Origin of the sequence: Aliikangiella maris (genome assembly GCF_040719265.1) — a bacterium.
In the GTDB taxonomy this organism is placed as follows: Bacteria; Pseudomonadota; Gammaproteobacteria; order Enterobacterales; family Kangiellaceae; genus Aliikangiella; species Aliikangiella maris.
The window spans coordinates 260,918-287,238 of record NZ_JBFDAH010000004.1 but is presented as its reverse complement, the minus strand read 5'-3'; the positions used below and the strand labels follow the sequence as shown (position 1 = coordinate 287,238).

Sequence of the window (26,321 nt, the reverse complement as noted above, 5' to 3'; positions counted from 1 at the left end):
ATCACCATAGTTAATTATTAGTTCGACTTAATTTTTTTAAGCAGAATTTTGGGTTGCTCAATCGGGCAGAAAACCCGTTTATTACTTTATCCCGATCACCGAAATATTAATCTAATATATTAAAAGAGTTTATTCAAAAGTTTTTATCTATGATAAGAATTGAAAACTATTATAGATATAATTTATAGCTAGAAGATATTCAATAGTTAAACTTTGATAAAGTAGCAATTAGATGATAACTAACCTCAACTCTGGATAAGGGAAGTCAATTTAGCCATTTGATAACCTCTTGTTACAACTTGTTAAACCAATCATTTCGTTAACGGATTCATCTCAACAGGGTCAGTCCCAGTATTTTGGTGGCAATCAAGGCAAGGCTGTGAAGCAATAGCAAGCTATTGAGAACGGACTTAACGCCGAGAGTCGCCAAGATAATGCGGCTGATGATTTTCTTTATCCAGAATTGAGGTTAACTAAGTTTAGCTAAAAAAATTTATCTTTAAGAACAAAATAATTTGTTTTCTATTTGCGGAATGATTGCGTAACTTAGCGGGCTGTTTATTCGATACTAATCTGTTGTTGATGATTGCTGATTCAATTACTAATTCTGCTCATATATTACAAAAACCTTTTGCGGCTGACTGTATTCAAGCATCCGCGATCCAGTTAGATAATCTGCAAACCAATATGATTCAAAACAATTCAATTGAAAACAATATAATTCAAACTCATATTGAACCAATCGCAGCGGTGCAACCAGACATTCCCAGAACAACAAACGTTCAAATAGAAAATAATTTCGAGCTAATTGCAAGTGCTATTCAAACAAGTGGCTTTATCATACTTCCTGGCGCAATTCAGGGTAAATTATACCGCTCACTATTAAGACTCAAACAAATTATTCCAGCCCATGAATTTCATGCCGCTGGAATTGGTCAAGGTGAACAACAAAATATTAATCAGCAGATCCGTGGTGACGAAATATATTGGTTAAACGACAATCATATTCATTCACGGCGCTGGTTTATATGGTGTGAATCATTACGTGTTTATTTAAGCCGTCGCTTACTTTTGGGGTTAACCCGATTTGAAAGTCAGCTAGCTTTTTATTCAGCAGGCGCATTTTATAAAAAACACAGGGACTCTTTTCGAGGTAATAACAATCGCTTGTTAACAGTGGTGACTTATTTAAACGAAGACTGGCAAGCCGACGATGGCGGCGAATTGGTGCTTTATCCCAAAACACAGCCGCCCATTTATGTTCCCCCCCAAAGTGGCACGATAGCAATTTTTTTGAGTGAAGAAATGTTGCACGAAGTACGACCAACCTATCAGTCTCGATATTCAGTAACTTGCTGGTTTAGAACAGACTCGGCGGTGTTATAACAATTTGTGGCTACCGAGATTAATGTTACTGGCAAGCGTAATATTTTTCTTTTTTAATAATTCTTTCTGATTGAGCTAGTTAATTGTTGATGCGCCGCAATCACAAACGACGCGTTCAGTGCCTACCGACTAGATTACCGATTTGCGCTAAAGCTTAGTCAGCATATCTGAGTAATGTTGATTAACTTGTTGCATATTGACCGTGTTTAAAAAAGTAGAAAAAGACAGATAGCTAAAAAGAAAGCGTCTATCTTTGACCCAATCGGGTAAGTATTTTGCATTTTGACATAAGTCAATTGATTTTAATGCTACAACATCTGGTAAATCATCGATATCCATGCGACCAGCAAACAGTAGAGGAATCAAATAACTTTTCTCAGCCATGACCGTTGCTCTTAAAAAACTGTGCACTCTAAGCAATCCATCTAAATAGACAATATCTTTGGTAAACGCATGTCCGCCGGTTAAAGGTGCCCCTCTAAATACTCGACGCGTATTTTCGAAAGATTGATCAGCGCTTTGTGTAAGCTCATAAAAATATCGATAAACTTCGATAAAGTCAGCGCCATCTAATGCCATTTGAATCGCGCTCACCCGATAGGCTAAACGACTAAAGCGATCCAAATCCATACTGCCCGTAATTAATTCAGCAAAAATTGCGAGCCCTTCTTGAGTTTTTGTTGATCCAGCATGAGATAGTCCGAGCAACTTCGCATTCCCCGGCTGTTTTCCATTTAGCAAAGTCGCAACGTGAATATTAATCTCATGCTCAATTAACTGATGAACATCTCTATCGGTAAAACAAGCGTTACGCCGAATACTCACTTTTTCAGAGCCGGCTAGTGCGTTAGCCGATAAAGAATCGACAATTTGAATTCTAGGTGCCAGTTCACCAAACTGTGCGGTTGCCTTATGCATTTCTTCTGCCACTGTTGAAGCTAGTATGCAAGCTGGCGGCGGTTCACCAAGATCCATCTTTTTCATAGGCGTAATTAATTTAATCAACTGATTGGCTAAGGCAAGAGAGGTCGATTTTTCATCTTTTAAATACGCTTTTGGATAACCATACAACGCCTTTGAGTAATCGATAAACTGTGGCGTATTAATCGAACACAATAAATGCAGGGTATTTTCTATCGTGTCCATATGTCGTTTAAGCCAGCCATCAAACTGGCTGCCCGCCAACTGTTTTCGACAAGATTGTAGCTTATCAAATAAAGCGTCAGCCTTAAATTCAGGGTAAGTAACAACAGGCAATTTTTGACATTGATGTTTGAAAAAATTTTCTTTAACCGCGGGCTCCCAGGCAATTTGCGATAATATCGAATATTGGCTACCAATTTGGTAGAGCTGTTCGCTCATTGCTTTAATATATTGGATTTCTTGAGCATCAACCTTTGAAGTATCGATCGGCTCCTGGTCAAGAGTAGCAGGAGCATTCGGCTCGGTTGTAACTGATTTAGAATGGCTCTGCTGAATGTCATCTGGTTTGGCAGATGAATAAACCCCAGATGGAGATTTGGACATGTGTCTATGTTCCTATTATTTCAAACTTAACAAGTCTGGATGAAAGATTACGATATTAACTTATTGAACCATAGTCAATATAAATTAACGGCAATCATTCAATTAGTGCAACCAACTTGCGTGCCCCAATTACCGAAGGATGATCGTCATCGAAATAAAGCGCTTCACCATTTTTAACCGCATAACAAGTGGCTTTATCGCAAAAGGTATCTTGTGTATTAATCAGGTGAACATTCGTCGGAAAGTCTGCGTTTTTAAAATAGTCAATCATGAAGTGATTGCGTTTATGATACCAGTCTAAAGATGTTCCTGTGACATTATTGAGCGGGGCTCCTTGCAGCAGTTTATGTCCTATCAAATTTTGAATACTACGTGGTAGCTCTGGAATTGGGTAGTAAACATAGACATTTTGTTTAACGGCTGCAATCGTTTGAATTAGCTCAGTCAGCTGCGCCAGCATAAATTGAGTTTGCGCGTTTTGTGTTAATTCACCCACAACCGGATATCGATATGCACTGCCACCGAATAATGCCCGGGTAAACCGGTGGTTTAATACCACATGTTGGATATCTTTTTGTTGGATAATGTATTCAATTGCTTCGTTATACCACCGAGCGCATTTATCAAAATCATAACTCACGCCATACGAGGGTTTGCACTGGGTAAAGGTAAGGTGCTTAATTCCAATATTATCAGTCTTTAACTTTTCAGCTAGTGCATAAGCAATTTCAGTAGAATGGCTATCACCTAATACGGCCCATTGGATATTCCTACCAAAATATTCACAGGACTTGGCAGGCTCCTGATAATGAGTAAGATGACACTTTTCTCGATACGGGCTGGGTTTGGCATTATCTATTAATCGTTGATATTCGATAGGCGCCAGATTGATAAATCCGTTATTAATTATTACCGCCCCACTGATCAACAAGGTGACACTCAATAATAAGACCGTATTATAAAATGGATTCCATTTTACAAAGTTAAATTTATTCAATGTAGGTGAATGATTACAATCCGGCGAAGTTCTCTCCATGAATATTTTTTTGTTTGCGCGTTGATGAAATAATTGATTCTGTTCGATCAGATGATAGCTGATAAAGCCGAGTAATACCGAGAGTAAAATACCTGAAATGATAAACGATTTATCAAGAGAATAATAAAATCCCGCAACAACTAAAGGCCAGTGCCAAAGATAAATCGAATATGACCAGTTCCCCAGTTTTTGTAAAACGACATGCCCCATAACGCGACTATTTGGTCGATCTGATTGTATGACCATCCATGTTCCCAATACGGGTAATAAAGCCCAATACCCAGGCCAAAAACTATTTTCAGACACCAGAAAACAGGCCACTAGAATCAATATAAGTCCACTCCTCTGGCATAAAACTTTTTGTTTATTCGATAATTTTAAGGGATATAAATAGGCCAACGCACCAAATAGCATTTCCCATGCTCTGGCGGGTAATAAGTAGTAAGCGGCATCGGGCCAGAGGAAAGTCATAACAAGATTGATAACAAAGCCAATGATCAGGGTATATACAACTAGCTTTTTCAATTGTTCTATAGAAAATATTCGAGAAAATGCGGCCAATACTAAAGGATAGAGTAAATAAAACTGCCATTCGACAGATAGTGACCAACTGTGTAAAAGCCATTTATTTTGGGCCGCATCGGCAAAATAACCAGACTCATACCAATAGGTAAAGTTTGACCAAAAAGTAAGACTACTGACAATATGCAAACCTAGCTTCTTGTAATCCAGAGGCGAAATAAAAAACCAGCCGACAATCAGAACAGTAATACATAATATTGCTAGTGCAGGTATAATTCGATTGGCTCTAGCTCGATAAAATTGTAAAACGCTCAAGTGTCCAGTAGCTAAACCTCGAAAGACTATACCCGTCATCAAGAAACCCGAAATCACAAAAAAAACATCAACGCCGGCAAAACCACCCGGCATCCAAGCAGGGTTAAAATGAAATAGCACCACAGCAATTACTGCAACGGCTCTTAATGCGTTAATGTCTTTTCTAAATTGCAAAATTTCACTCCACTTCTCCCAAATAAGCGGCTAAGCATTCTAACGGAAAGACAAAATAAAACAATTAACAGTCTATGAATTGAACGGGAATTGAAAGAAATCACTCAAAATGTGAACTTGTTATTATTTTTACGCCGGATGAAAAAATTTTAGAATGAAGATTCATTAAATGAAAATTCATTCTTGCTATCTTATAAAATTTTTAGTTGCTTTATTATTTAATTACCCTGATATCAAACAATTTGCTTAATATTTAATTGTAAATTCGAGTCAGCATTCGCTTGCAGCGTTTCAATTGGTTTTGCGACTAGTGTTGCACCGCTCTCATCAACAGCAATAATTTCACACAAGGTGACTTGATTAGAAATATTCATGCTTTCGCCTAGCTCAATGTAAGCCTTATGATAATTCTCGGTATATCCAAAATACCGAAATTGTCCATCAGTGGTTTGTAGCGCATGACCTTCCCACAAAATACGTTGTTGTTTACCTAGCATTGTCGATAAAGTTTCTCTTTTATACTTTTCTGCAACCTGATGTAATTCACGACTTCTTTGCTTTTTCATTTCAGCAGCGACTTGTTCAGGTAGTCCGGCAGCTTTGGTACCTTCACGATTTGAATAAGAAAAAATATGTACATGTCCAAACTTTGCTTGCGCAATAATATCGATAGAAAGCTGAAAATCTTCATCATTTTCACCCGGAAATCCAACAATAATATCGGTTGTGATGTTAAAATCTGGAATGACACTTCGAGCTTTGTCAATTAGTGCCAAAAAGGTTTCGGTTTTACAACGGCGCGACATTTTTCGCAGTATTTTATTACTACCACTTTGAATTGGTAGATGCATATGCGGCATCAACCGGGGATCCTTAAACAGGTCGAAAAAATTGTCGTGCAAATCCCAAGGCTCTACTGATGCAAAACGAATTCGCGGTATACTCGTGCGCTGCAATATACTCACCACCAGATCATATAAAGACACGTCTAAATCTGAACCATATCCACCAACATGTACGCCGGTTAACACGATTTCCTTAATACCTTCTGCTTGTAGTTCTAAAATTTCATGAATTAACTCATCGATGGTTCGGCTGACCTCCTCACCTCGCGCAACAGTAACGATACAATAAGTACAACGATAACGACAACCATCCTGAATTTTTATAAATGCCCGCTCACGATTGCGTGTAAATAACGGCGCTTCTTCTGGCTCTGTAGCCGCATATGGCATTGATTGCCATTCGGTAACTTCTTTAGCTAATTGTGGCAACTGAGATTTTTGGGCATTACTGACGACTAAATCAACTCCCAGCAAAGTTTCTGCCTCTTCTTTTTCTAAAGATGCATAACATCCCGTTACAACCAGCTTTGCTGTTGGATTTTTTCGATGCAGTTTACGAATGGTTTGGCGTGATTTTCGGGCCGCCTCTTGCGTCACCGCACACGTATTGATCACCATTAAGCTGGCATTTTCTATTCGCTGAGTTAATAGCATTCCTTCACGCTGAAACTCGCCGGCCCACATTTGTAATTCAGCTTCGTTTAATCGACAACCTAAAGATGTTAAATATACTTGCATTAAAAGTCTCGATACTTCTATTTGTTCATTTATTATTTGTTCATTTCAACATACGTTTTACAGGCATAAAAAATCATTAATTTCTGGTTTTCCAGGCCCACGTTATCCAGCAGTTAGCAGGCATTTGTTCCTTTTCATCAATCAGTTCAACGCAAATTTCAATCACCCCTTGCTCATCACAAACAAGTTGCTCTGCTTGCGCTGCGGAAATCTTCGCTCGAGCAGTAACTTGATTTTTGGTTAACATTTCAAATGCCATTTTTACTTGTTTTAGCTGCGGCGTTTTATCGTCGGGGATATTCATCCCTATCAATAATTCACTCGCTGTCTGCGCTAGTAATGTAAGCGCTGCAGGATGAATCATACCTGCATGATTTCTGATTTTTTTATGATTTTTTAAATAGAAAATTGCGTGTTGTTGAGTTAAAGCTTCGCACTTTATTCTTGCGGTTCCCATAAAACGGATGGTCGAACCAAGTGCGATATTTAGTAATCGATGTCTTAACCATTTAGGTTTTGACTGTAGTTTTTCAACAATTTTGACTAATTGATTTTTCAAAATTTTATTTAATAACCTATTAAAAATGAATACTCAGTGTCTCTGTTTAACAGCATAAGATAACATCAGGCGCGGCAATCAATTAAAATGCGACCAAACCTTTTGCGGTTTAACAAGTCATCAAATAAAATCGATACATCTTTTAGTTTTGCTTCATGAGATAAAATAAGACTAAATCGATTTGGCTTTAGCTCTTTACCCATTTGTTGCCATATTTTAGTACGCAACGGCATTGGACAATTGGTTGAACTGACGCCCAGCAAACTGACACCACGTAAAATCAATGGGAAAACAGTTGTCGATAGTTGATGATTATCGGCTAACCCTATGCAGGCTACATTTCCCCAAAGCTGAGTATGCGCCATTAATTTTGCCAGAGTTTCACCACCAATATTATCAACTACGCCACCAAAACGTGCCCGCTCGAGTGGTTTTGTACCTAACTCAAGATCGTCAACCGAACTAACGTGTGTCGCACCCAGTTCTTTTAAATAATCATAATGCGCTTCTCGACCACTAATAGCGACAACCTCAAAACCAAGATTCGATAGCATGTTTACTGCAAAACTGCCAACCCCGCCAGATGCACCCGTAACGGCAACGGGACCTTTGTCGGGCGTTTGTCCATTATGTAACATACGGTGAAGCGCGAGCGCTGCGGTAAAACCGGCGGTGCCTAATATCATCGATTCACGCATGGTCATACCCTCAGGTAAAGGCATAACCCAATCGGCTGGCACTCTGGCTTTTTGTGCCAGTCCGCCATCATGAATTTCCCCTAATCCGCATCCATTAACTATAATTTTGTCACCGGGTTTAAAACGAGGGTCGCTCGACTCTTCAACCTCACCGGCTAAGTCAATTCCAGCATTTAATGGAAACTTTTTGAGAATTTGGCCACGACCTGTAGCCGCCAACGCATCTTTGTAGTTAATTCCTGAATAACAGACATTAACAATAACTTCACCTGGACTAAGATCTGTTACTGAAATCATTTCCAGTCGATGACTAACCTCATGGCCATCCCGATAAACGCGACACGCTAAAAAACTCATGATTCAAAGTTTCCTGACAGAAAAAATAGCGCGTATTGTAACTTATTTAAGTGTTTCGATATAAGCCATTTATCTGGCTAAAATACGAGGGATAAAATTATTGAATTGATTATTGAGAATATTAATTAAAGCTAGACTTTGATAGATTTTATATTTTCATAAAGTTTTTGAGAGATTCCCTTTAATTCTCGGCTATCTTTATCCAATATCGCACTATTGTTTGCTGTTCGATTCAGCAACTCAGTGACTAATAAAATATTTTGATTAATATCATCAGCCACCTGAATCTGCCTCGAAGTCATGCTGGCAATCAGGTTGCTCATATCCTGTACTTGAGAAATAGAATCGGTAATACCGTGAAACGAATCTCTGACTGAACGAGTTGTATTAACACTTTCCTCGGTTCGCTCCAACGCTTTGTTCATTTCTTCTTCCATTGATTTAGAACGCTTTTGCAATTTTTCAATCATTGCCTGAATATCATCGGTTGACTCTTGAGTACGGCTGGCAAGTGTTCGGACTTCATCTGCGACAACCGCAAACCCGCGCCCTTGATCACCAGCACGTGCGGCTTCAATCGCGGCATTTAATGCTAATAGATTGGTTTGGTCAGCAATGCTTTTAATGACATCGACAACAGCGCCAATATTATCGGCTTCTTCACCCAGTTCATTAACAGCTTCCGCAGTAACATTGACATTATCAGACAGATTATTAATTACGCTCATTGCAGCATCTACTAAACGACGCCCTTCTCTAGCCTGACTGTCTGCATTTTCAGCAACGGCTTTAGTTTGTTCGGCATTTTTTGAAATTTCATTCACGGCATCCATCATTGAAATAACAGATGATGAAATAGTGTCGATATTATGCTTTTCCTGGTCAACTTCTGAACTGGTCTCTTGAGACACCCTTTGTACCCGCTCTGCCGCATTAACTACTGCCAAGGTTGTATCGGATGTTCGCACAATTATACGTTGAAAATCACCGATAAACTGATTGAGTCCTGCGACCAGTTTACCAATTTCATTTTTGTCATTGGTTTCAAGACGAATTGTTAAATCGCCATCACCTTTTGACACTTTAGATAAGTCAGCTACTATCCGGTGCATGGGCGATACAATACTGTTTACACTAAAATAAGCGAATCCTGAGATGATCAAAATGATTACAGCAGTTTGTATCGCCGTGGTGATAGTCACGTTTTGAATAGGTTCTTCAATAAAAGCTAAAGGCACTAAGATGCCAAGTCGCCAATCCATTTGAATATCGTCTGACTGAATGGGCACATAGGTTAATTTATAATCTTTACCTCTCAATGTGACATCAACCAGCCCCGAATCACCGGACTGAAACAGTCGTGTTAAATGAGTAAACCCAGTCGTGTTTGCTACTTTGTCTAATTCGGTTATGTTTTGGTTAGTTGCCACTTCCTTAGCCAGGTGCTGCGGAAAATAAATAATGTTGCCATTGGCATTGGTTAAAAATGCATGTCCCTCATTTTTAAACTTCATTTTCTCAACCTTTTGAGCAATAGAAGTGACTAGAATATCAACACCACCAACACCGATAAGTTCACCATCACCCGCATACACGGTTGTTTGCAACGTTGTTGCGTAGCTACCATCAATTAAATCCATCTCAACATCAGTTATAAACAAGTGATCGTTTTTAATTGCGGTATGCCACCAATCCCTTTTATTGGCATAGTAGTCTTTTTCGAGTACACCAATATCTCTATCATCTTCTGGTGCACCATGAATTTTTCCTGGCTCAAAATATTCGAACGTTTTGTTAACCGCAAAAAACACCGATTTTACATTGGGATCAGCTGCGGTAGTTCGCTTGAATAAGGTATCAATTTGTTGGTAAGTCTCATCATTTGACAAGTCGAGCCCACGCTGTCCCCGGTTAGCATGTGCCTTAAACCAGCTTTGCAGCATGGGATTAGAAAAAACATGAACCGGAATTTGCGCTCGTTGGTTAAAAAATGTAAAGATATCTTTTGCCTGCAAAGCGACTATCGCTTGCATTTCTTCTTCGACTTTTTCACGTGTTAATCGACTATTACTATCAACATGAAAAAACGCTGCAATTGAAAGCAAAACAGATATTGAACCACAAACCCAAACAAGTACTTTTTGACGTAATGACAAATTTAAATACACAGCCTTCTCTTTTAATGGTGTTTGATCGAACAACTGAAAATAAACACTGACACTTTTTAATTAAGGTAGTACAGAATAATCTTTAACGCCAAATACATAATTTTACGCATATTTCAATAAGCAAATTAATTTTATAAGAGATTTTTTTATTATTCGGAATTTATATAAAGCACGTTTATATCATTGAAATGGCTTTCGATTAAATGGAGATCAGTTGGCAAGTCGATACGGAAATGGGCAGCAAACCCTGTTATTAACGATAAAAATTCAACCACCAAACGACTGAGGAAAAACACTGCTTGATACTCATTTATTCCACTTTTAAACTAACCAAGACAGCGAAATCCGTAAGGGGTATTACTGTTTAAAATAAAAGCTCACTGCTCATCTTATCGACACCTCATATAACCCAAACTTATTACAATCTGTTCAGTCTTCATATTGTTATAACATATTTCTCTAACTAAGGCGGGATTTATTTTCCTTATTATTCAATAAGTTATACTTGTAAAGAGTAATTCTTCACTAAATCTTAACTTGTCATACATATAGAATTCAGGGTATAACAGCTGCTTTAAGGGCAATCACAATGCTGCTTAACAGTGATAAATACAACAATACAAGCAGTACATCATAAAAATTAGATAGGAGTTTTTTAATGTCAATCAATGTTCCAAAGGGAGAATTCCTCGGTCACCCGAAAGGTCTTTTCCTGTTATTTACCACCGAAATGTGGGAACGTTTCAGCTACTATGGTATGCGTGCGATCCTCGTTTTAACCATGGTCGCAGGTACTGAAGCGAATAATCCCGGTTTTGGATGGACAAACGCAGAAGCACTCAAACTTTATGGTTGGTATACGGGACTGGTTTATTTAACTCCACTTTTTGGTGGCTGGTTAGCCGATAATTATTTGGGGCAGCGTAAATCGATTATTATCGGTGGTATATTAATGGCGCTAGCACAGTTTACGCTGGCCGCGGCTGTTCCAGGTAACATCGATCTATTTTATGTTGGATTAGCCATCCTGATTGTCGGTAATGGCTTCTTTAAACCGAACATTTCAACCATGGTGGGTGACCTCTATAAAGAAGGCGATAATCGTCGTGATGGCGCATTTACAATCTTTTATATGGGAATCAACGTTGGCGCAATGATTGCACCATTAGTTTGTTCTACTTTAGGTGAAAGTCCTTCTTTCGGCTGGAAATTTGGTTACATTGCTGCCGGTGTTGGTATGGCGTTATCAGTGGTCATCCAAGTTTTCCTCGCACCTCGTTATTTAGGTAATCTGGGTATTGAGCCTGCGGCCAAAATATCTCTCCAACAATCTGCTGGTGAAAAGAAACCATTAAGCAAAGAAGAGCGCGACAGACTACGCGTAATCTGGGTACTGTTTGTTTTTGTAGTATTATTCTGGGCCTCATTTGAGCAAGCTGGCGGTTTGATGACAATTTACGCCAACGACAAAACTGATCGAATGATCGACTTTTTATCTTTTGAAGTCCCTACAGGTTGGTTCCAAGTACTTAATCCGCTTTACATTGTATTACTCGCCCCTATTTTTGCAGCCATGTGGGTAAAATTGGGCGCCAGAAATCCTAACACCCCCATCAAGATGATGTTTGGTCTTATTCTCACCTCAATTGGTTTTATGTTCATGGTTGCTGCGGTTTATGACCAACAAGCAAATGGCTTAGCTTCAATGTGGTGGTTAGTATTAGCTTATATGTTCCACACTATGGGTGAATTGTGTATTTCTCCTGTCGGCTTGTCATTGGTTACCAAACTTGCCCCGCTGCGTTTAGCCAGTTTAATGATGGGTGTTTGGTTCTTGATTAACTTCTTTGCTAACCTTATTGCCGGTTACATTGGTGCTTACGCATCGACTCTAGGTGAGTTGGCAATCTTCGGTGGTATCGCAGCAACTAACCTGGGCTTTGCCTTACTACTATGGCCACTTTCTGGTATTTTGGTTGACTGGATGCATGGTGCTGAGAGTTATAAAGAAAAACCTACAGTAAAAGAAGAGTTGGAAACCGCGTCTAACGTCGCTTAAAAAAGACTTTTCAGAAATTATAAAAAACCGGCACTTGCCGGTTTTTTTGTTGATATTGACTATACTTAAGTAAAATAATCAAGGCCGTATTGAAATGCCAGAAATTCGTGAAATAATGACAAAAGCTCCATTCTTTTTGTCACAACAAGCCAATGTCAATCGCGCCAGAATGCTCATGGCCGAAAAGAAAATACGCCACATTCCAATAAAAGATGCCGAAACCGGTAAACTCATTGGAATTTTAGGACAGAAGGCAGTACTGGCTAATGCCATCAGTATTGTCAGTCAACATGGTTTTGAGCAATTAGTACACCGAGAAAAATCAATCGATATTGCCTCAATTATGAATACCCAACCTGATATCGCCCAAGCTGACACGCCGGTATATCAGGTTGCAGATCTGCTGTTACACCAAAGAAATGGCTGTGTTGCAATTTTAGAAAATGAAAAACTGGTTGGTATTGTGACTTCACGAGATTTTGTCAAACTGGCGGCAAATAATATATAAACCTCCAATATAACAATCTAATAGGCAACAAGTCTTTTATTAACTTGGTGGCTTAAAAGACAGTCTGTCACTCAGTAACTGTTTGCCTGACAATTTATACTCATGTCGATTTCAACTATTACCGGATGGCTGTCATTTAGCTGCTTATCTACTGGCGTATCAATCGAATATTTGGCATTTGGTTTTCAAAGTTACTGCGCCAGGGATTAATATCTAAACCACCACGTCGTGTATAGCGCGCATACACCGTTAATTTTTGTGGCCTACAAAATTGCATAATGTCACTAAATATTCGCTCAACGCACTGCTCATGAAACTCATTGTGGTGACGAAAAGAAACCAAATAAGCCAACAAAGCTTGATGACAAATTGGCTGACCTGTGTATGAGATTTGAATTGATGCCCAGTCAGGCTGGTTAGTGATCAAACAGTTACTTCGCAGCAAATGACTAACTAACGTTTCTTTAATCAGAGAGAGGGGGTCATCTTTGTCGGCAGACGATAATTGTAAAAGTTGTGGTGAATATTGGTAACTATCAATCGAAACTTGTTGATCATCTAATAGCACACCTTCCATTTGGTTCACCTGAAGATCGGATGTATTCAGTGATTTAATAATAACCTTAACTTTCACTTGCGTGACACTCTGTAAATCCTGCTCGATCAGTTGTGCCAACGCTTCGACAGTCGGAAAGTGCATTTGATTCAGCGAATTTAAGTACAACTTTAAGGACTTTGACTCAACAATAATCGGGCTATTAGCTGCAAATCTGAACTCTGCAACTGCCACTTGCGGTAAACCTTGCGGATTGAGCCAGCTTATTTCATAAGCATTCCAAATATCTTCACCCCAGATTTCACCTTTAATATAAGGCATTTCACCGTGTGGTAACTCCATTCTTTTGGGAGATCGCTCAATTGCATAGAGTAACTCTTTCGAATAGGGTGATTGATAATCGGTGAATTTACCCAGTGGAATTTCTGAACTCATAATTAGACTCGTTTAACAAGATTTGCTAATTTTTAGACGATTATTTTACCAACACTTTTATGTCGTTCATTGAATAACTCAACTTTTTGAATTATCCGGCTTAGGTAGCGGAAACGGTGTAACAACATTGCCTTTAGCATCCCCTATTTTCGCCACGCCTCGCTTTTCAACCTGATCAATCCTGATAATTGCATGTACTGGCACATGAGTTGCCATAACGCCTTCAAATTCCGCTTTGAGCTTTTCTTCTCCGGGATCAACTACCAGACTGGTTCGCTCATCAAACAACATGCCGCGAATCTCAACAAAACCATAAAGTGCACCTTGACTGACATTTGATGCATATATCTCATAGGTTTTACCATTATTTATAAATACAACCCTATAAACAGGTGCTTTGCTCATTCATACCTCAGCAACAATTCGGCTTTAATTCATTACTTAAACACGATTGACATAATGTTTAAGCAAAATGTGACTTTGAATCGGCGCATTTTATCATATAATAGCGGGCTAATTTAAAGCATCATTAAACAAGCTAACAAATATGTGTCCTTCTCAACATCCAGAAGCAGTAAAAATACGCCAACCCTTAACCGTTCAAGCCGAGTTAGATGGTCAAAATCTAAAGTTTGAAACCAGTTTTGGCGTTTTTTCTCCTAAAGAAATTGATGAAGGGACACGTTTATTAATTCATCATTTATCATTAGAACCTCACTTTGATTGCCTTGATCTGGGGTGCGGATATGGACCAATCGGCATTTGGATGGCTAAAAATGCACCGCAAGGTCGAACGATACTACTCGACAAAGATTTCGTTGCTGTTGAACATGCACAACGCAATATTACACTGAATCAACTCACCAATGCAGAAGCCAAATTAAGCAATGGTCTGTCAACGTTAAAGGATGAAAAATTCGATTTAATTGTCTCTAATATCCCAGCTAAAGTTGGTAATGAGATGTTATATCTCTTTTTATATGACAGTTTGCATCACCTTAAGCCAGGCGGAAAATTTGTTGTAGTCACCATTAATGGACTCCGTCAATTTTGTAAAAGAACCTTCAATGAAATTTTTGGTAACTATGAAAAGATCAAGCAAGGTAAGTCATATACCATTTCGGCTGCAACAAAATTGTCATAATCCATTTAATGGACCATAAATTTGCTTTTTTATACGAGATTTTTGTCATTTTATAATCAATCGAGATTGCTTTTTCACCAATTTGAGTATTCCACAATTTCTGTGGATAACTTTGGGGAAAAGAATTTCAAAAGTCCTTCCAAGCCGCATTATTACTAACGGTTTAACAAATTGGTCACATTTTGCACACGACCTATATATTCTATATAAATCAATAGGTTACACATATTTTTAAGTAGATTGCTGAGATATCGACGGTCAAATCTTTTGTGCAGGGCGAAACTAAAAGCAAAATTTTTTTTCTGTGGATTTTTATTGACAAAACACCGTTACATAGATACGCATGACAACTATATGACAGGAAATATGTCACAATCTTTATTTTTAAGGGATGCAATGTCTAGTGCCTACTTACATTAGCAATTACTGCTAAATCAAACCTTAAAAATGATAATTTATCGGCCCTTTAAAAATTAAAAAACCAATAGCTAACAACTATTGCTGCAACGACACCAGTTAAATCAGCTATCAATCCACAACCAATTGCGTGTCGAACTCGGCTCACACCGACAGCACCAAAATAGACAGTCAATACATAAAATGTCGTCTCAGTACTACCTTGCATAACTGCCGCAACCTTTGCAGCAAATGAGTCGACACCATGTGTTGTCATCGTCTCTACCATCATGGCTCTGGCCCCGCTTCCGCTAAACGGTTTAATCATTGCAGTCGGCAATGCGGCAACAAAAGCGACATCAAATCCTAACCAACTTATTACCCACTCAATTAAAGATACAATTTGGTTTAAAACACCAGAAGCGCGCATCACACCAATAGCAACGAGCATGGCCACCAAATACGGAATAATTTTAACCGCCAACTCAAACCCTTCTTTCGCTCCCGCAACAAACTGTTCGTAAATCGCAATTTTTTTATAAAAAGCGATACTCAAAATCGTAAAAATAGTGGTGAATAAAAGTCCATTACCCAAGGTTGAAGAAGCTATTGCCATTTGTTCATCGGGAATACTCAACATCCACAAAACTAATGCACCAACCAACCCTCCTATACCCAGTAAATAAGCCATTACAGTACGATGAAACAGATTGATTTTCTGGATTAAAGCAACACTGATAAGCCCCGCTAAGGTTGACCCCAAAGTAGCCAACAAAATTGGTAAGAACACTTCACCAGGATGCAGTGCACCTTGTTGTAAACGATACATAATGATTGTTATAGGAAATATAGTGACGGATGAAGTATTTAATACCAAAAAGAGAATTTGTGGATTCGTCGCGGTTTCTTTAACTGGATTGAGCAACTGGAGACTCTGCATGGCTTTAATACCCATAGGCGTTGCCGCATTATCGAGCCCCAACATATTTGACGCCATATTCATACTGACATAGCCCAGAGCGGGATGGCCGCGCGGCACATCTGGCATCAAATGCGTAAATAAAGGCGCAAGCCCTCTTGCCAGCCAGTTGGCTATGCCTGACTGCTCAGCCAGCTTTAAAATACCACACCAAAATGCCAAAACACCGATTAAACCGATAGCGATTTCGGCACTTAGCTTAGCCATGTTAAAGATGCTTTCAATTATCCTGTCAAATACCGAATAATCAGCTAATACAAGAAAAGAAAACAACGCGGAGATAAACGCTATAAAGAAAAATCCAAACCAGAGCTTGTTGAGCATATTGTATTTTTATCTTATTATTCAATCGATTAGTTTTATCATGTTGCTTTGTCAGAGACAAGCGATACGCCAGCAATTACCCGTTGTCATTTATTCTCAATCGACACTAAAGCCAACAAACCAATTTGTCAGAGAGTTCAATTGATCATTGGCTGATCATTTACTGTTCACTTACTGATCATAGGGCAATATTAATAAACCTAGTGGTAAACCGCCCCTAACGCTGTGAAATTAACTTTTTATCGTTATTTTGTATTCATGCAAAAATCTTATTTTCTGGCAACCTCGCGCTCCCTGCACTTTCATTTTGAGCCAAATCCCTTTGCTTTAATCACGGTTTTTTCTGATTATTTTACTTTATGGCTAAACTCTGAAAAGCCTGGTCAAGCACCTACAATCTACCTTGAGTTAAATCACTCGGTAACTTACTGGGTAATGTCTGATACAAATTGAACAAAGGGTTTACCCCATTGATTTGTGTTCTGTATAATTGCCCGCCAATAAACAAATGTGAACTTTAACCAGCCGCCATGCATACAGACCAGTCATTAGCCAACGAGCAACTCGACCCAAAACTAAAGATCGAACTAAACAAGCTGCAAAAACGTTTACGCCGTAATGTCGGCAAAGCCATTGATGATTTCAAAATGATCGAAGACGGCGATAAAATAATGGTTTGTTTATCTGGTGGTAAAGACAGCTACACCATGTTAGAGATATTGCGTAACTTGCAACAAAGTGCGCCAATTCAATTTGAGCTAATCGCAGTCAATCTGGATCAAAAACAACCAGGATTTCCCGAAGAAGTTTTGCCCACTTATTTATCAGGCATCGATATTCCCTTTCATATTATCGAAGAAGATACCTATAGCATTGTTAAAGAAAAAATCCCTGAGGGTAAAACCACCTGCTCACTATGCTCCAGATTGCGTAGAGGTATTATTTATTCATGGGCACACAATAATGGCATTACTAAAATAGCATTAGGGCATCACCGCGATGATATTATCGAAACATTATTTTTAAATATGTTTTTTGGCGGCAAAATGAAATCCATGCCCCCAAAACTACTTAGTGATGATGGCCGAAATGTTGTCATTCGACCATTGGCTTATTGTAAAGAAGCCGATATTGCCAAATTTTCTAAGTTAAAGCAGTTTCCAATCATTCCTTGTAATCTCTGTGGTTCACAAGAAAATCTGCAACGTAAACAAATCAAACAGATGTTACAAGCCTGGGGAAACCAATTTCCGGGACGTCTTGAAAATATATTCAGAGCAATTAACCATGTCACCCCATCTCACTTACTTGATAGTAGTTTATTTCCATTTAAAGAGCTGGATAAAAACTCCACAATTAAGCACGAAGCCGATACCTTGTTTGACGAGCCCAACTTCAATGTTCAAAAAAAACTGGAAATCAATACGGATATTTTGATCAAAGAAGTAAAATAATTTTACCGAGTTTAATTACAGTACAGGATCACAATCCCAGTTTAATTATCTCGCGCTAACAAAGGCTCCAATTCTTTTGCCGCTAATTCAAAGTCCAGAGCGCTGACTTTTAGCTCAATATCTTCTAATACCTGGCGAATATTTGCATTATGACAATGCTTAATTCGCCGATAGACATTAATCGCTTCCATATTGGAAGCTTTTAACAGTTCGTACAAATGCTGAATATCTTTTTGCAAAGCTTGCGGATCAATGTGGATGGTATCATCTTCCGCTTCCCTTTGCTCTAACTGTCGACGCTCTTTATGCAACATACTCAGTGAATCTGCATAAATCAGTTTCATATTTTGTACTTTATCAACATAATCTGCTTTAAGTTTTTCATCAGGAACCATTTGACCCATTAAAGGTACAGCCGAAGCATCAGATTGCACATTGTGCTGCGGTTGATTGGTAGAAGCAGAGTATTGCACTTCACTATTATTCATATTCAATAATTGCTCTATTTCAAAGCAATGTGACGATAACTTATAAGCCCCTAATGTGGCAGATAATCCTTTTAATGAATGAACAGCGATTGTCGCATCTTCAAGATCTGCTGGCCACTTATCAGTCACCTTTTGAATCAGTTCAGGTGAGTCAACAAAAAACATATCCAGCGCACTCAAGTATACTTTTTTATTATTATCTATTCTTTCCAAAGCAGAATGCACATCAACCAGTACATCATTGAGCTTATCGTTATTCAAGGTTTTTTCGGATTGTTTGAGCGTATGATCATCATTAGGTATTTCGGTTAATTCACTTATATTTTTATCATCAGCTTCGAGCTTATGTTCGCCTTCACTATTGCCTTCACCGTTGCCTTCATCTAATTCATCATTAACCACGTGACGATTAAAAGTTTGACGACAAATACTACCAACTAGCTCATCCAAATGAAAAGGTTTCGAAATATGCGCGTTCATTCCCGATTCAATTGCAGCCAATTTATCTGAAGGTAATACATTTGCAGTCATTGCCAGAATGGGTAGCTCAGTTAAATTTAATTCGTCACGGATTCGCTTAGTTGTTTGATAGCCATCGATACCCGGCATTTGAATATCCATCAATACCACGTCAAAATCTATGGGGGGATGACGCAATATTGATATCGCTTTGTAGCCATCTTCAGCTTCAAAAATATTAGCACCCTCATCTTTCAAAATCTCGCGCGCAACCAATCGGTTGGTCGCGTTATCTTCGACCAATAAAATATTAATGCCATTTAAACGCTTAATCGTCGATTTAACCGGCGCTTTTGGCATTTTTTCACTATCATTCGAACCATCACGCGAGAATATTTCAGAAGCCCTGTTCAACAATACCGAGGGTGTAATCGGTTTTTCAATGATTCCTTCAATAACTTTTGCGCCATTATGATAATCAGGCAAGTCTAAATCTTTACCATAAGCAGTAACGATCAAAATGCGATTGGGCGCATTAACATCTTCAATATCTTTTATTTTAAGACTGGTATCCCAACCATTTAGCACCGGCATATCCCAATCCATTAAAATTAAATCAAACGGCTTGGTTGTGGCACTTAACTTTACGCAGTCAAGTGCTTTACTACCATCCCCTGCTTTTGTGACACTCCACCCAAGTGTTTCTACAACATGACTATTGGCTTCAAGTGCTTCCTCACGATCATCAACAACCAAAACATTTAAGGTTTTGAGTGCTTCTGCAACTTTTGCGTTATTGCTCAAGCTGGCAACTTTAAAAGGTACTTTAAAAGAAAAAGTACTTCCTTTATTCAACTCACTCACTACCGATATTTCGCCCCCCATCAAACTAATTAACTTTCTCGATATGGCAAGACCTAATCCTGTGCCACCATATTGTCTTTCAGTCGAGGTTTCGGCTTGGCTAAATTCTTCAAATATCTTTTCTATTTTTTCTTTATCAATCCCAATTCCAGTATCTCTTACATCGCAGCACAACCAGTGGGTATTACGAATTTTTTTATAAAACAGCTTAACTTCGACAAAACCCACCTTAGTAAATTTAATGGCATTACTTGCCAGGTTAATAATCACCTGTTGTAAACGCAGTGAGTCAAGTGTGATATAATCAGGAAAGTTTGGATCAAGATTAATAATCAACTCTATCTCGCTGTCACCTATATTTGAGGTGAGTACTGAACAAACATTATCAATCAAATCACTAACACAAAAAGGATGAGGGTCCAACTCAAGCTTGCCAGCTTCAACTTTTGAAAAATCTAAAATATCATTTAAAATTCTCAATAATGATTGCGCAGCAGCATTTGATTTGACCACAAAATCCATTTGTCTAGCATCAAGTTCAGTCGAGCGTAATAATTGTAATAAACCAATTATTGCATTCATCGGCGTACGAATTTCATGACTCATATTGGCTACAAATTCGGACTTGGTTTTACTGGCTAAATCAGCCGCTTTTTTTGATGCTTGCAGATTTTCTTCATAATTAACCTGGTCAGTAATATCCCAATTGACGCCAATTGCCAATAACGCTTTACCTTGTAAATTACGCTCAATAATTGCTGAAGCTTGAATATGTCGTACGCTACCGTCCGGCTTTTGAATTCGAAAAACTTGTTCAAAAGGCGTATCATTTTCAACCGCCTGTTTTAACTCTGCCACCATTTTTTCCTTTTGCTCTTCAACTAGTGCATTATACCAATGCTCATAGCGTAATGAATCACCTATTTCTTTTTCATCCAACCCGTAAATTTCAAACATCTGCTTGTTCCAAACTAGCGTGTTTGTTTCTATATTCCAGCTCCAAATTCCAAGCTGAGCGACTTCGGCAGCCTTGGTTAACTGGTCTTTCAGCGTTTCTAGAGCTAGTCTATTTTCGACAATTTCAGAAATATCCTTAGCCAGAAAAATATAGCCGGTAATATTTTCATTATCATCCATTAAGGCGGTAACAGACTGATACACCGGTACAGGCATATCTTTGGCATTTATAAAATTCCATTCAAATTCATTCTTTAACTTGAGTTTTGATTTAATCACACACGCATCGAAATCTGGCTCTACCACCATTGCTAACTCATTTGAAAGCGACTTGGCTCGATTAATTAATTCGCTTTGTTGATGCCATAAAGTAGGATTGACTTTGCCCACTATTTGCTCGGCCTCATAACCCAACATTTTTTCAGCAGCTGGATTAAAGTGAGTCACAATTCCAAGATTGTCAGTGACAATCATGGCATGATCGGTATTATCAAAAATTGCCGACTGCATTGCCAAATATTCAGTTATTTTTTCCGCTCTATCTTCAACTTGTTTTTCAAGCGATCGATTAAGCTCTTGAATTTCAGACTGAATTTTCTTTTGTTCACTAATATCTCTAATTATTTTCGAAATACCAACAATTTTGCCCGTGTCATCTTTAATAGGCGATGCAGAAATTGAAACGGTTAACTTCTCTCCTCTTTTAGTTACTCGCTCAGTCTCAAATGGTTTAACCAGACTACCCGTTAATAATTGCTGCCTGACAACACTGTCTTCATATTCATGGTCGCCTTGTATTACATCACGGGTAAATTGATCGAGCACTTCATCTTTGGCAAAACCAAATAATAAAGCTGCCCCCGTATTCCAGTCAGTAATACGGCCTTCTACCGATTCTCCAATGATTGCATCTTGACTGCTATCAACAATTGAGTGATTACGCGCCTTTTCAAGATTTAGTAGTTCTCGCTGACTAATCGTGTGGCGATAAATTAAATAAAAGACAGCCAATAAAATAAAACTGCCCGATACAATTAATGAAGCATAAATAGCGGCATTTTTTGCATTAGCTAATATTCGTTGTTGAGGTAGCATAACAACAGTTTGAATACTATTGCTACCCAAGGTAAGTGTTATATCATCAACAAATGCAAGAAACTCTTCTGTTTGGTATTGATAGTTATTTAACAGACCTTCACGGTTAGTTGTTATAACGCTAAAATCTTCTGACCAGCTTTTAACTTGATCTAGGTTTAATTCGAAAGCAAAGGATTTCTGTGGATCAGGATGATAGAGATAGTGATCACTATCATTTAAAATAAAAAACAAAGCTTCATTAGGTATATTTGTCGCAGCGATTTTAAATAGATTCTCCACATTATAATTAATGATGACAAACCCAAAAGCTTCACCTTGTTCATCAAATACTTTTAAAGCCACACGCAGTGTCGGATTATAGGGAACTTGAATTTGGCCGTATTCACGATTTAAAGTAATATCAGAAAAATAAATTCCTTGAACATAACTTTCAACAATCTGTTTAAAATAATCTCGACTTGACTTCTTTTGCAAACGAGATTCCGGCGTAATGACAATACCTGTATCTAACTTATCAACTCGTACCAACTCTTTACCATCATTGGCAATGCCGACAAAACGAACTTGGTAAGCATCTGAATGGGCTTTTAAGTAACTGGTAAAAATACTTTGTAAGCGCTTTTTCCAGATTTGCCCGGTGCTACCATCAAGCGGATCAACCCCTTGATTATTGCTGGCTCGTATAATTCCCTGAATTGGAGGAACACTCTGTAAAAATAAGATATTACTGCGAAGTTCTCGCAGCTTTGCTTCAATAATGCGGCTGCGGAAGCGCGTCTCAAACGTCAGAGAGTTTTGCGCTTCAAGCAGTGCACTATTCAGGGTGGCATTATATGAAGTATAAATTCCAATACTTAATAAAATAAGCAGCACCAAAACCCAATAATAATAGCGTCCGGAGACATTCATATTTTGTCCATATCGTCATTTTGGCTGTTGTCATTGACAGATAGTTTCAATTAACAATGCAATTGTTTTCTTAGGAATTTTAAAAGTTTAGACAATATTTAAAGTGACTGTAGGGATAGCAAACAAGATTCACTCATTATATTATAAAGCGAGATATAACGAACAAAAAATACACATAAAAACCTATAAGCACACTCGAAACCAACTCTATTCAGCTATAGTTATTATATGTTCACAATAATTCAAGATGTTTATTGATTGAAATGTTGAGTGGACCAATGATAAATCAACCGGCAGCGAAATCTGTTATTCTGATCGTCGATGATTTACCTTCAAATATTCGTATACTTAATGAAGCCGTGAAGGATTTAGGCAATATTTACTTCGCGACAGAGGGCCAGTCTGCCATCCAAAAAGCGCAGGAATATCATCCTGATATTATTCTGCTCGATATTGAAATGCCTGGTATGAATGGTTATGAAGTGGTTGCCAGAATCAAATCAATACCAGAACTTGCTGACACTGCCGTCATTTTTGTAACCAGTCATCAACAAAATACCCATGAGGTAAAAGCACTAGAATCAGGTGGTGTTGATTTTATTCAAAAGCCTATCAACTTATCGGTAACTCGAGCAAGGGTCAAAACACAACTCACGCTGCAAACACAGAAAAAAGCAATTTTACAATCAGCTAACGACTTATCACTATTGGTAAATACCCTACCTGCTTTCATTGCCTATTGGGATAAATCAGAAACGAATATTTTTTGTAATGATCAGCATGGCGCGTGGTTTGGCTTAAAGTCGAGTGAGATGCAAGGCAAAGATTTACAACATATCGTCCCTAATAGTGTTTACCACAGTTTGCGCCCGCTGATTAATCTGGTACTCAGAGGCAAGCATTCAACAATAGACATTCCCTGCTCTGGTCACGAAGCTAACACCATTTATGGACAAGTAACGATGGTCCCTCGAATTGCCAGTTCGCCCGAAGAAGGTTTCTTAATGTTAATTACCGATATTACCCGCCGAAAAATTGCGGAACAATCGCTAGTTGACGAAAAAGAAAGAATTAGAATCACACTAAACTCCATTGGTGATGCGGTAATAGCCACTGATACTGAAGGTTTAATTACCTTTTTAAATCCTATTGCAGAAGATATGACTGGCTGGACTTCTGATAATGCACAAGGACAACCCATTGAAATCGTCATGCCACTATTCGACAGTGAGAACGGCCACGAATTGCGCAATCCGATTCGCGTTGCCCTCGAAGAAAAACGCATCATTGGGATGGATGTCAATTGTGTTTTAGGTCGCAGCAAAAATAACCAAATTGCACTGGAAGATTCTGCCGCACCGATTATCAATCACTTAAACGAAGTAACAGGCGCTATCATCGTGTTTCATGATGTGAGTGAAGCGCGTGCAATGGCATTAAAAATGACCCATCTTGCGCAACATGATGTGATTACAAATTTACCTAATCGACTGCTACTCAGAGACAGAGCACTACAAGCTTTACAAAAAGGTAAGCGTACTGGTCATAAAGTTGCGCTGTTAATGTTTGACATTGATGATTTTAAAAATATTAATGATCTCGTCGATCACGACGGCGGTGACCTGCTACTCAGAAAAATTGCCGAAGTTATCACGCAAGAATTACGCCAGGAAGATACACTTTGCCGGCGCGGCGGAGATGAATTTATAATTCTATTATCCGATATTGAAAACAACATAGAAATTACCCAATTTACCAGCAGACTATTTAAGGTTTTTACGAGAAAATGGGAGATCAAAAATCATCAGTTTCAGCTGACCATTAGCTTGGGCGCAGCAGTTTCTCCCGATGATAGTCTAGACTTAGATGAACTTTATCGACATGCCGATGCTGCCATGTTTACTGCCAAACGTAATGGACGCAACCGTTATCAGTTTTATTCAAAAGAAATTGAAGCACGCTTACTGATTAAAAAACATCTTGAAAATGCGGTAGCTAACCAGGGTGAAAATCATGGATTTGAAGTCCACTATCAGCCGAAAATCGATGTTATTCACAATCGAATTATAGGCGTAGAAGCGCTGGTACGCTGGCGTAATCAAGATAACAAAATAATCAACCCGATTCAGTTTATTCCATTGGCAGAAGAAACGGGATTAATTATTCCTCTTGGTGAGTTAATATTAAAACAGGCCTGTGAACAAGCTTATCAATGGGAAACCAGTGGTCATGGTATTGGCGTTGCTGTCAACATTTCATTAGTACAGTTTGAACACAAGGACTTTTTTAATACAGTTACCCAAATTATTGAACAAAGTAAAATATCACCACATTTAATCGAGCTGGAAATTACCGAAAGTGTATTGGCCAAAGACACTGAAAAAGCTCGAAAGTTAATTTTAAAACTACAAGAATTTGGCGTTAAAGTTGCGTTGGATGATTTTGGTACAGGTTATTCCAGCTTGGCGTATATCAAAGACTTTACCTTCGATGTATTAAAGATCGACCAAAGTTTTGTTAAAAATACTCTAGAAAATAAAAAGGACCAGGCGATTATTTTTGCCATTATTCAAATGGCCAAAGGTCTCGATCTTAAACTGGTAGCAGAGGGTGTAGAAACCAAAGAACACTCAGACTTTTTACTTAATTTGGGGTGCAATGTCATGCAGGGTTACTATTACAGCAAGCCGGTAATTGCCAAAGAAATTGATAAACTACTACAAGAATTTTCTGCCGTTGCGCCTGCAAAAAATTAATTAAAAACTTTATTGATAAATTGAGAATTTCATAAAGTAATTTAACGTTGACTTTTGCTTAAAACAAAAGATAAATCGTGTGCGTCCGGTCAACCACGCCTAGCTAAATTATTTGAATGCTATTAGCGTCTTTTCAACAAGTTAAAAAGGCGAACCAATCATTCGTACTGAAAGACCAAACTAAGAAATAGTTTTGTTATTAAGAGTGAGCTAGCTGGAAACGATTTTCTTAGTTATAGAAGTTAGGAAAATATTTTCCTATCATCAGATTTTTAGTAATCCGCTTGATTCAAATTATTTTAGTTAAAGTGGCGATGCTATTACTAACAAATCCATTAAGCTGCTTGCGTATTAGCTTAAGCACTTATTTAGTTGTTTTTAATATTTCTCCAACCCAACTTGATGCCTCTACTTGATGATCATTAAGCTTCACTTGTTGATAAACCTCTTTTATATCAAGTGTTCCAAATTCTATTTTTTCCGCAATATCTAGAATATTTCCCATTGGACCAGAGTGATTTAAGATTGCATCATTAATCTCTTTAGAAAGCCCGATCTGTTCTAGCAACCAATGCTTGTCTGCTCGAAGTACAAGATCTATCCCAGAAAA

17 protein-coding genes are annotated in these 26,321 nt (G+C 38.3%); 6 read left to right on the top strand and 11 right to left on the bottom strand.

All coding sequences use genetic code 11. The features are described 5' to 3' along the window. The first annotated feature begins 537 nt into the window (after nucleotides 1-537). Nucleotides 538-1,386, top strand: a complete 849-nt coding sequence (locus ABVT42_RS05565) for a 2OG-Fe(II) oxygenase (protein WP_353873729.1) — start codon at nucleotides 538-540, stop codon at nucleotides 1,384-1,386. Nucleotides 1,387-1,533: 147 nt separating this feature from the next. On the opposite strand, the gene ABVT42_RS05560 is transcribed toward ABVT42_RS05565, so the two are convergent. The 6 genes from ABVT42_RS05560 to ABVT42_RS05535 form a co-directional block, all read right to left on the bottom strand. Further along, a complete protein-coding gene (locus ABVT42_RS05560) occupies nucleotides 1,534-2,913 on the bottom strand; it encodes a flavohemoglobin expression-modulating QEGLA motif protein (protein ID WP_353873730.1) in 1,380 nt (459 codons plus the stop codon). A gap of 94 nt (nucleotides 2,914-3,007) precedes the next feature. Continuing rightward, nucleotides 3,008-4,960 (bottom strand): acyltransferase family protein, encoded by a 1,953-nt coding sequence (locus ABVT42_RS05555; RefSeq protein ID WP_353873731.1) that lies wholly within the window; start codon nucleotides 4,958-4,960, stop codon nucleotides 3,008-3,010. A gap of 233 nt (nucleotides 4,961-5,193) precedes the next feature. Next, complete coding sequence (gene mtaB, locus ABVT42_RS05550; RefSeq protein ID WP_353873732.1) at nucleotides 5,194-6,543, bottom strand: tRNA (N(6)-L-threonylcarbamoyladenosine(37)-C(2))-methylthiotransferase MtaB; 1,350 nt, start codon at nucleotides 6,541-6,543, stop codon at nucleotides 5,194-5,196. Between the two features lie 76 nt (nucleotides 6,544-6,619). Next, a complete protein-coding gene (locus tag ABVT42_RS05545) occupies nucleotides 6,620-7,102 on the bottom strand; it encodes a DUF4442 domain-containing protein (protein WP_353873733.1) in 483 nt (160 codons plus the stop codon). A 65-nt stretch (nucleotides 7,103-7,167) separates the two neighbouring features. Continuing rightward, a complete protein-coding gene (locus ABVT42_RS05540) occupies nucleotides 7,168-8,157 on the bottom strand; it encodes a YhdH/YhfP family quinone oxidoreductase (RefSeq protein ID WP_353873734.1) in 990 nt (329 codons plus the stop codon). 131 nt (nucleotides 8,158-8,288) lie between these two features. Next, complete coding sequence (locus ABVT42_RS05535) at nucleotides 8,289-10,325, bottom strand: methyl-accepting chemotaxis protein (protein ID WP_353873735.1); 2,037 nt, start codon at nucleotides 10,323-10,325, stop codon at nucleotides 8,289-8,291. A gap of 658 nt (nucleotides 10,326-10,983) precedes the next feature. On the opposite strand from ABVT42_RS05535, the gene ABVT42_RS05530 reads away from it, so the two are divergent. After that, complete coding sequence (locus ABVT42_RS05530) at nucleotides 10,984-12,384, top strand: peptide MFS transporter (protein WP_353873736.1); 1,401 nt, start codon at nucleotides 10,984-10,986, stop codon at nucleotides 12,382-12,384. 94 nt (nucleotides 12,385-12,478) lie between these two features. Further along, nucleotides 12,479-12,892, top strand: a complete 414-nt coding sequence (locus tag ABVT42_RS05525; protein WP_353873737.1) for a CBS domain-containing protein — start codon at nucleotides 12,479-12,481, stop codon at nucleotides 12,890-12,892. 148 nt (nucleotides 12,893-13,040) lie between these two features. On the opposite strand, the gene queF is transcribed toward ABVT42_RS05525, so the two are convergent. After that, nucleotides 13,041-13,883, bottom strand: coding sequence for an NADPH-dependent 7-cyano-7-deazaguanine reductase QueF (gene queF, locus ABVT42_RS05520; RefSeq protein ID WP_353873738.1), 843 nt, complete (start codon nucleotides 13,881-13,883; stop codon nucleotides 13,041-13,043). 78 nt (nucleotides 13,884-13,961) lie between these two features. Continuing rightward, nucleotides 13,962-14,288: a DUF1820 family protein gene (locus ABVT42_RS05515; RefSeq protein ID WP_353873739.1), complete on the bottom strand. Its 327-nt coding sequence runs from the start codon at nucleotides 14,286-14,288 to the stop codon at nucleotides 13,962-13,964. A gap of 142 nt (nucleotides 14,289-14,430) precedes the next feature. Here ABVT42_RS05515 and ABVT42_RS05510 point away from each other — a divergent pair, with 142 nt between their 5' ends. Beyond that, a complete protein-coding gene (locus ABVT42_RS05510; protein WP_353873741.1) occupies nucleotides 14,431-15,027 on the top strand; it encodes a class I SAM-dependent methyltransferase in 597 nt (198 codons plus the stop codon). Nucleotides 15,028-15,493: 466 nt separating this feature from the next. On the opposite strand, the gene ABVT42_RS05505 is transcribed toward ABVT42_RS05510, so the two are convergent. Next, on the bottom strand, nucleotides 15,494-16,609 hold the full coding sequence (locus ABVT42_RS05505) for a nucleoside recognition domain-containing protein (protein WP_353873742.1): 1,116 nt from the start codon (nucleotides 16,607-16,609) through the stop codon (nucleotides 15,494-15,496). A gap of 647 nt (nucleotides 16,610-17,256) precedes the next feature. Between ABVT42_RS05505 and ttcA the strand changes: the two genes are divergently transcribed. Continuing rightward, nucleotides 17,257-18,180: a tRNA 2-thiocytidine(32) synthetase TtcA gene (ttcA, locus tag ABVT42_RS05500; RefSeq protein ID WP_353873743.1), complete on the top strand. Its 924-nt coding sequence runs from the start codon at nucleotides 17,257-17,259 to the stop codon at nucleotides 18,178-18,180. Nucleotides 18,181-18,221: 41 nt separating this feature from the next. On the opposite strand, the gene ABVT42_RS05495 is transcribed toward ttcA, so the two are convergent. Further along, entirely contained in the window at nucleotides 18,222-22,955 is a 4,734-nt protein-coding gene (locus ABVT42_RS05495) for a PAS domain S-box protein (protein WP_353873744.1), read from the bottom strand. A gap of 278 nt (nucleotides 22,956-23,233) precedes the next feature. On the opposite strand from ABVT42_RS05495, the gene ABVT42_RS05490 reads away from it, so the two are divergent. Beyond that, the gene (locus ABVT42_RS05490) at nucleotides 23,234-25,711 is read left to right on the top strand and encodes an EAL domain-containing protein (RefSeq protein ID WP_353873745.1); all 2,478 of its coding nucleotides are present in this window, start codon (nucleotides 23,234-23,236) and stop codon (nucleotides 25,709-25,711) included. A gap of 364 nt (nucleotides 25,712-26,075) precedes the next feature. Here the strand turns inward: ABVT42_RS05490 and ABVT42_RS05485 are convergent, their stop codons facing one another. Further along, on the bottom strand, nucleotides 26,076-26,279 hold the full coding sequence (locus tag ABVT42_RS05485; protein ID WP_353873746.1) for a hypothetical protein: 204 nt from the start codon (nucleotides 26,277-26,279) through the stop codon (nucleotides 26,076-26,078). Nucleotides 26,280-26,321: the final 42 nt, after the last annotated feature.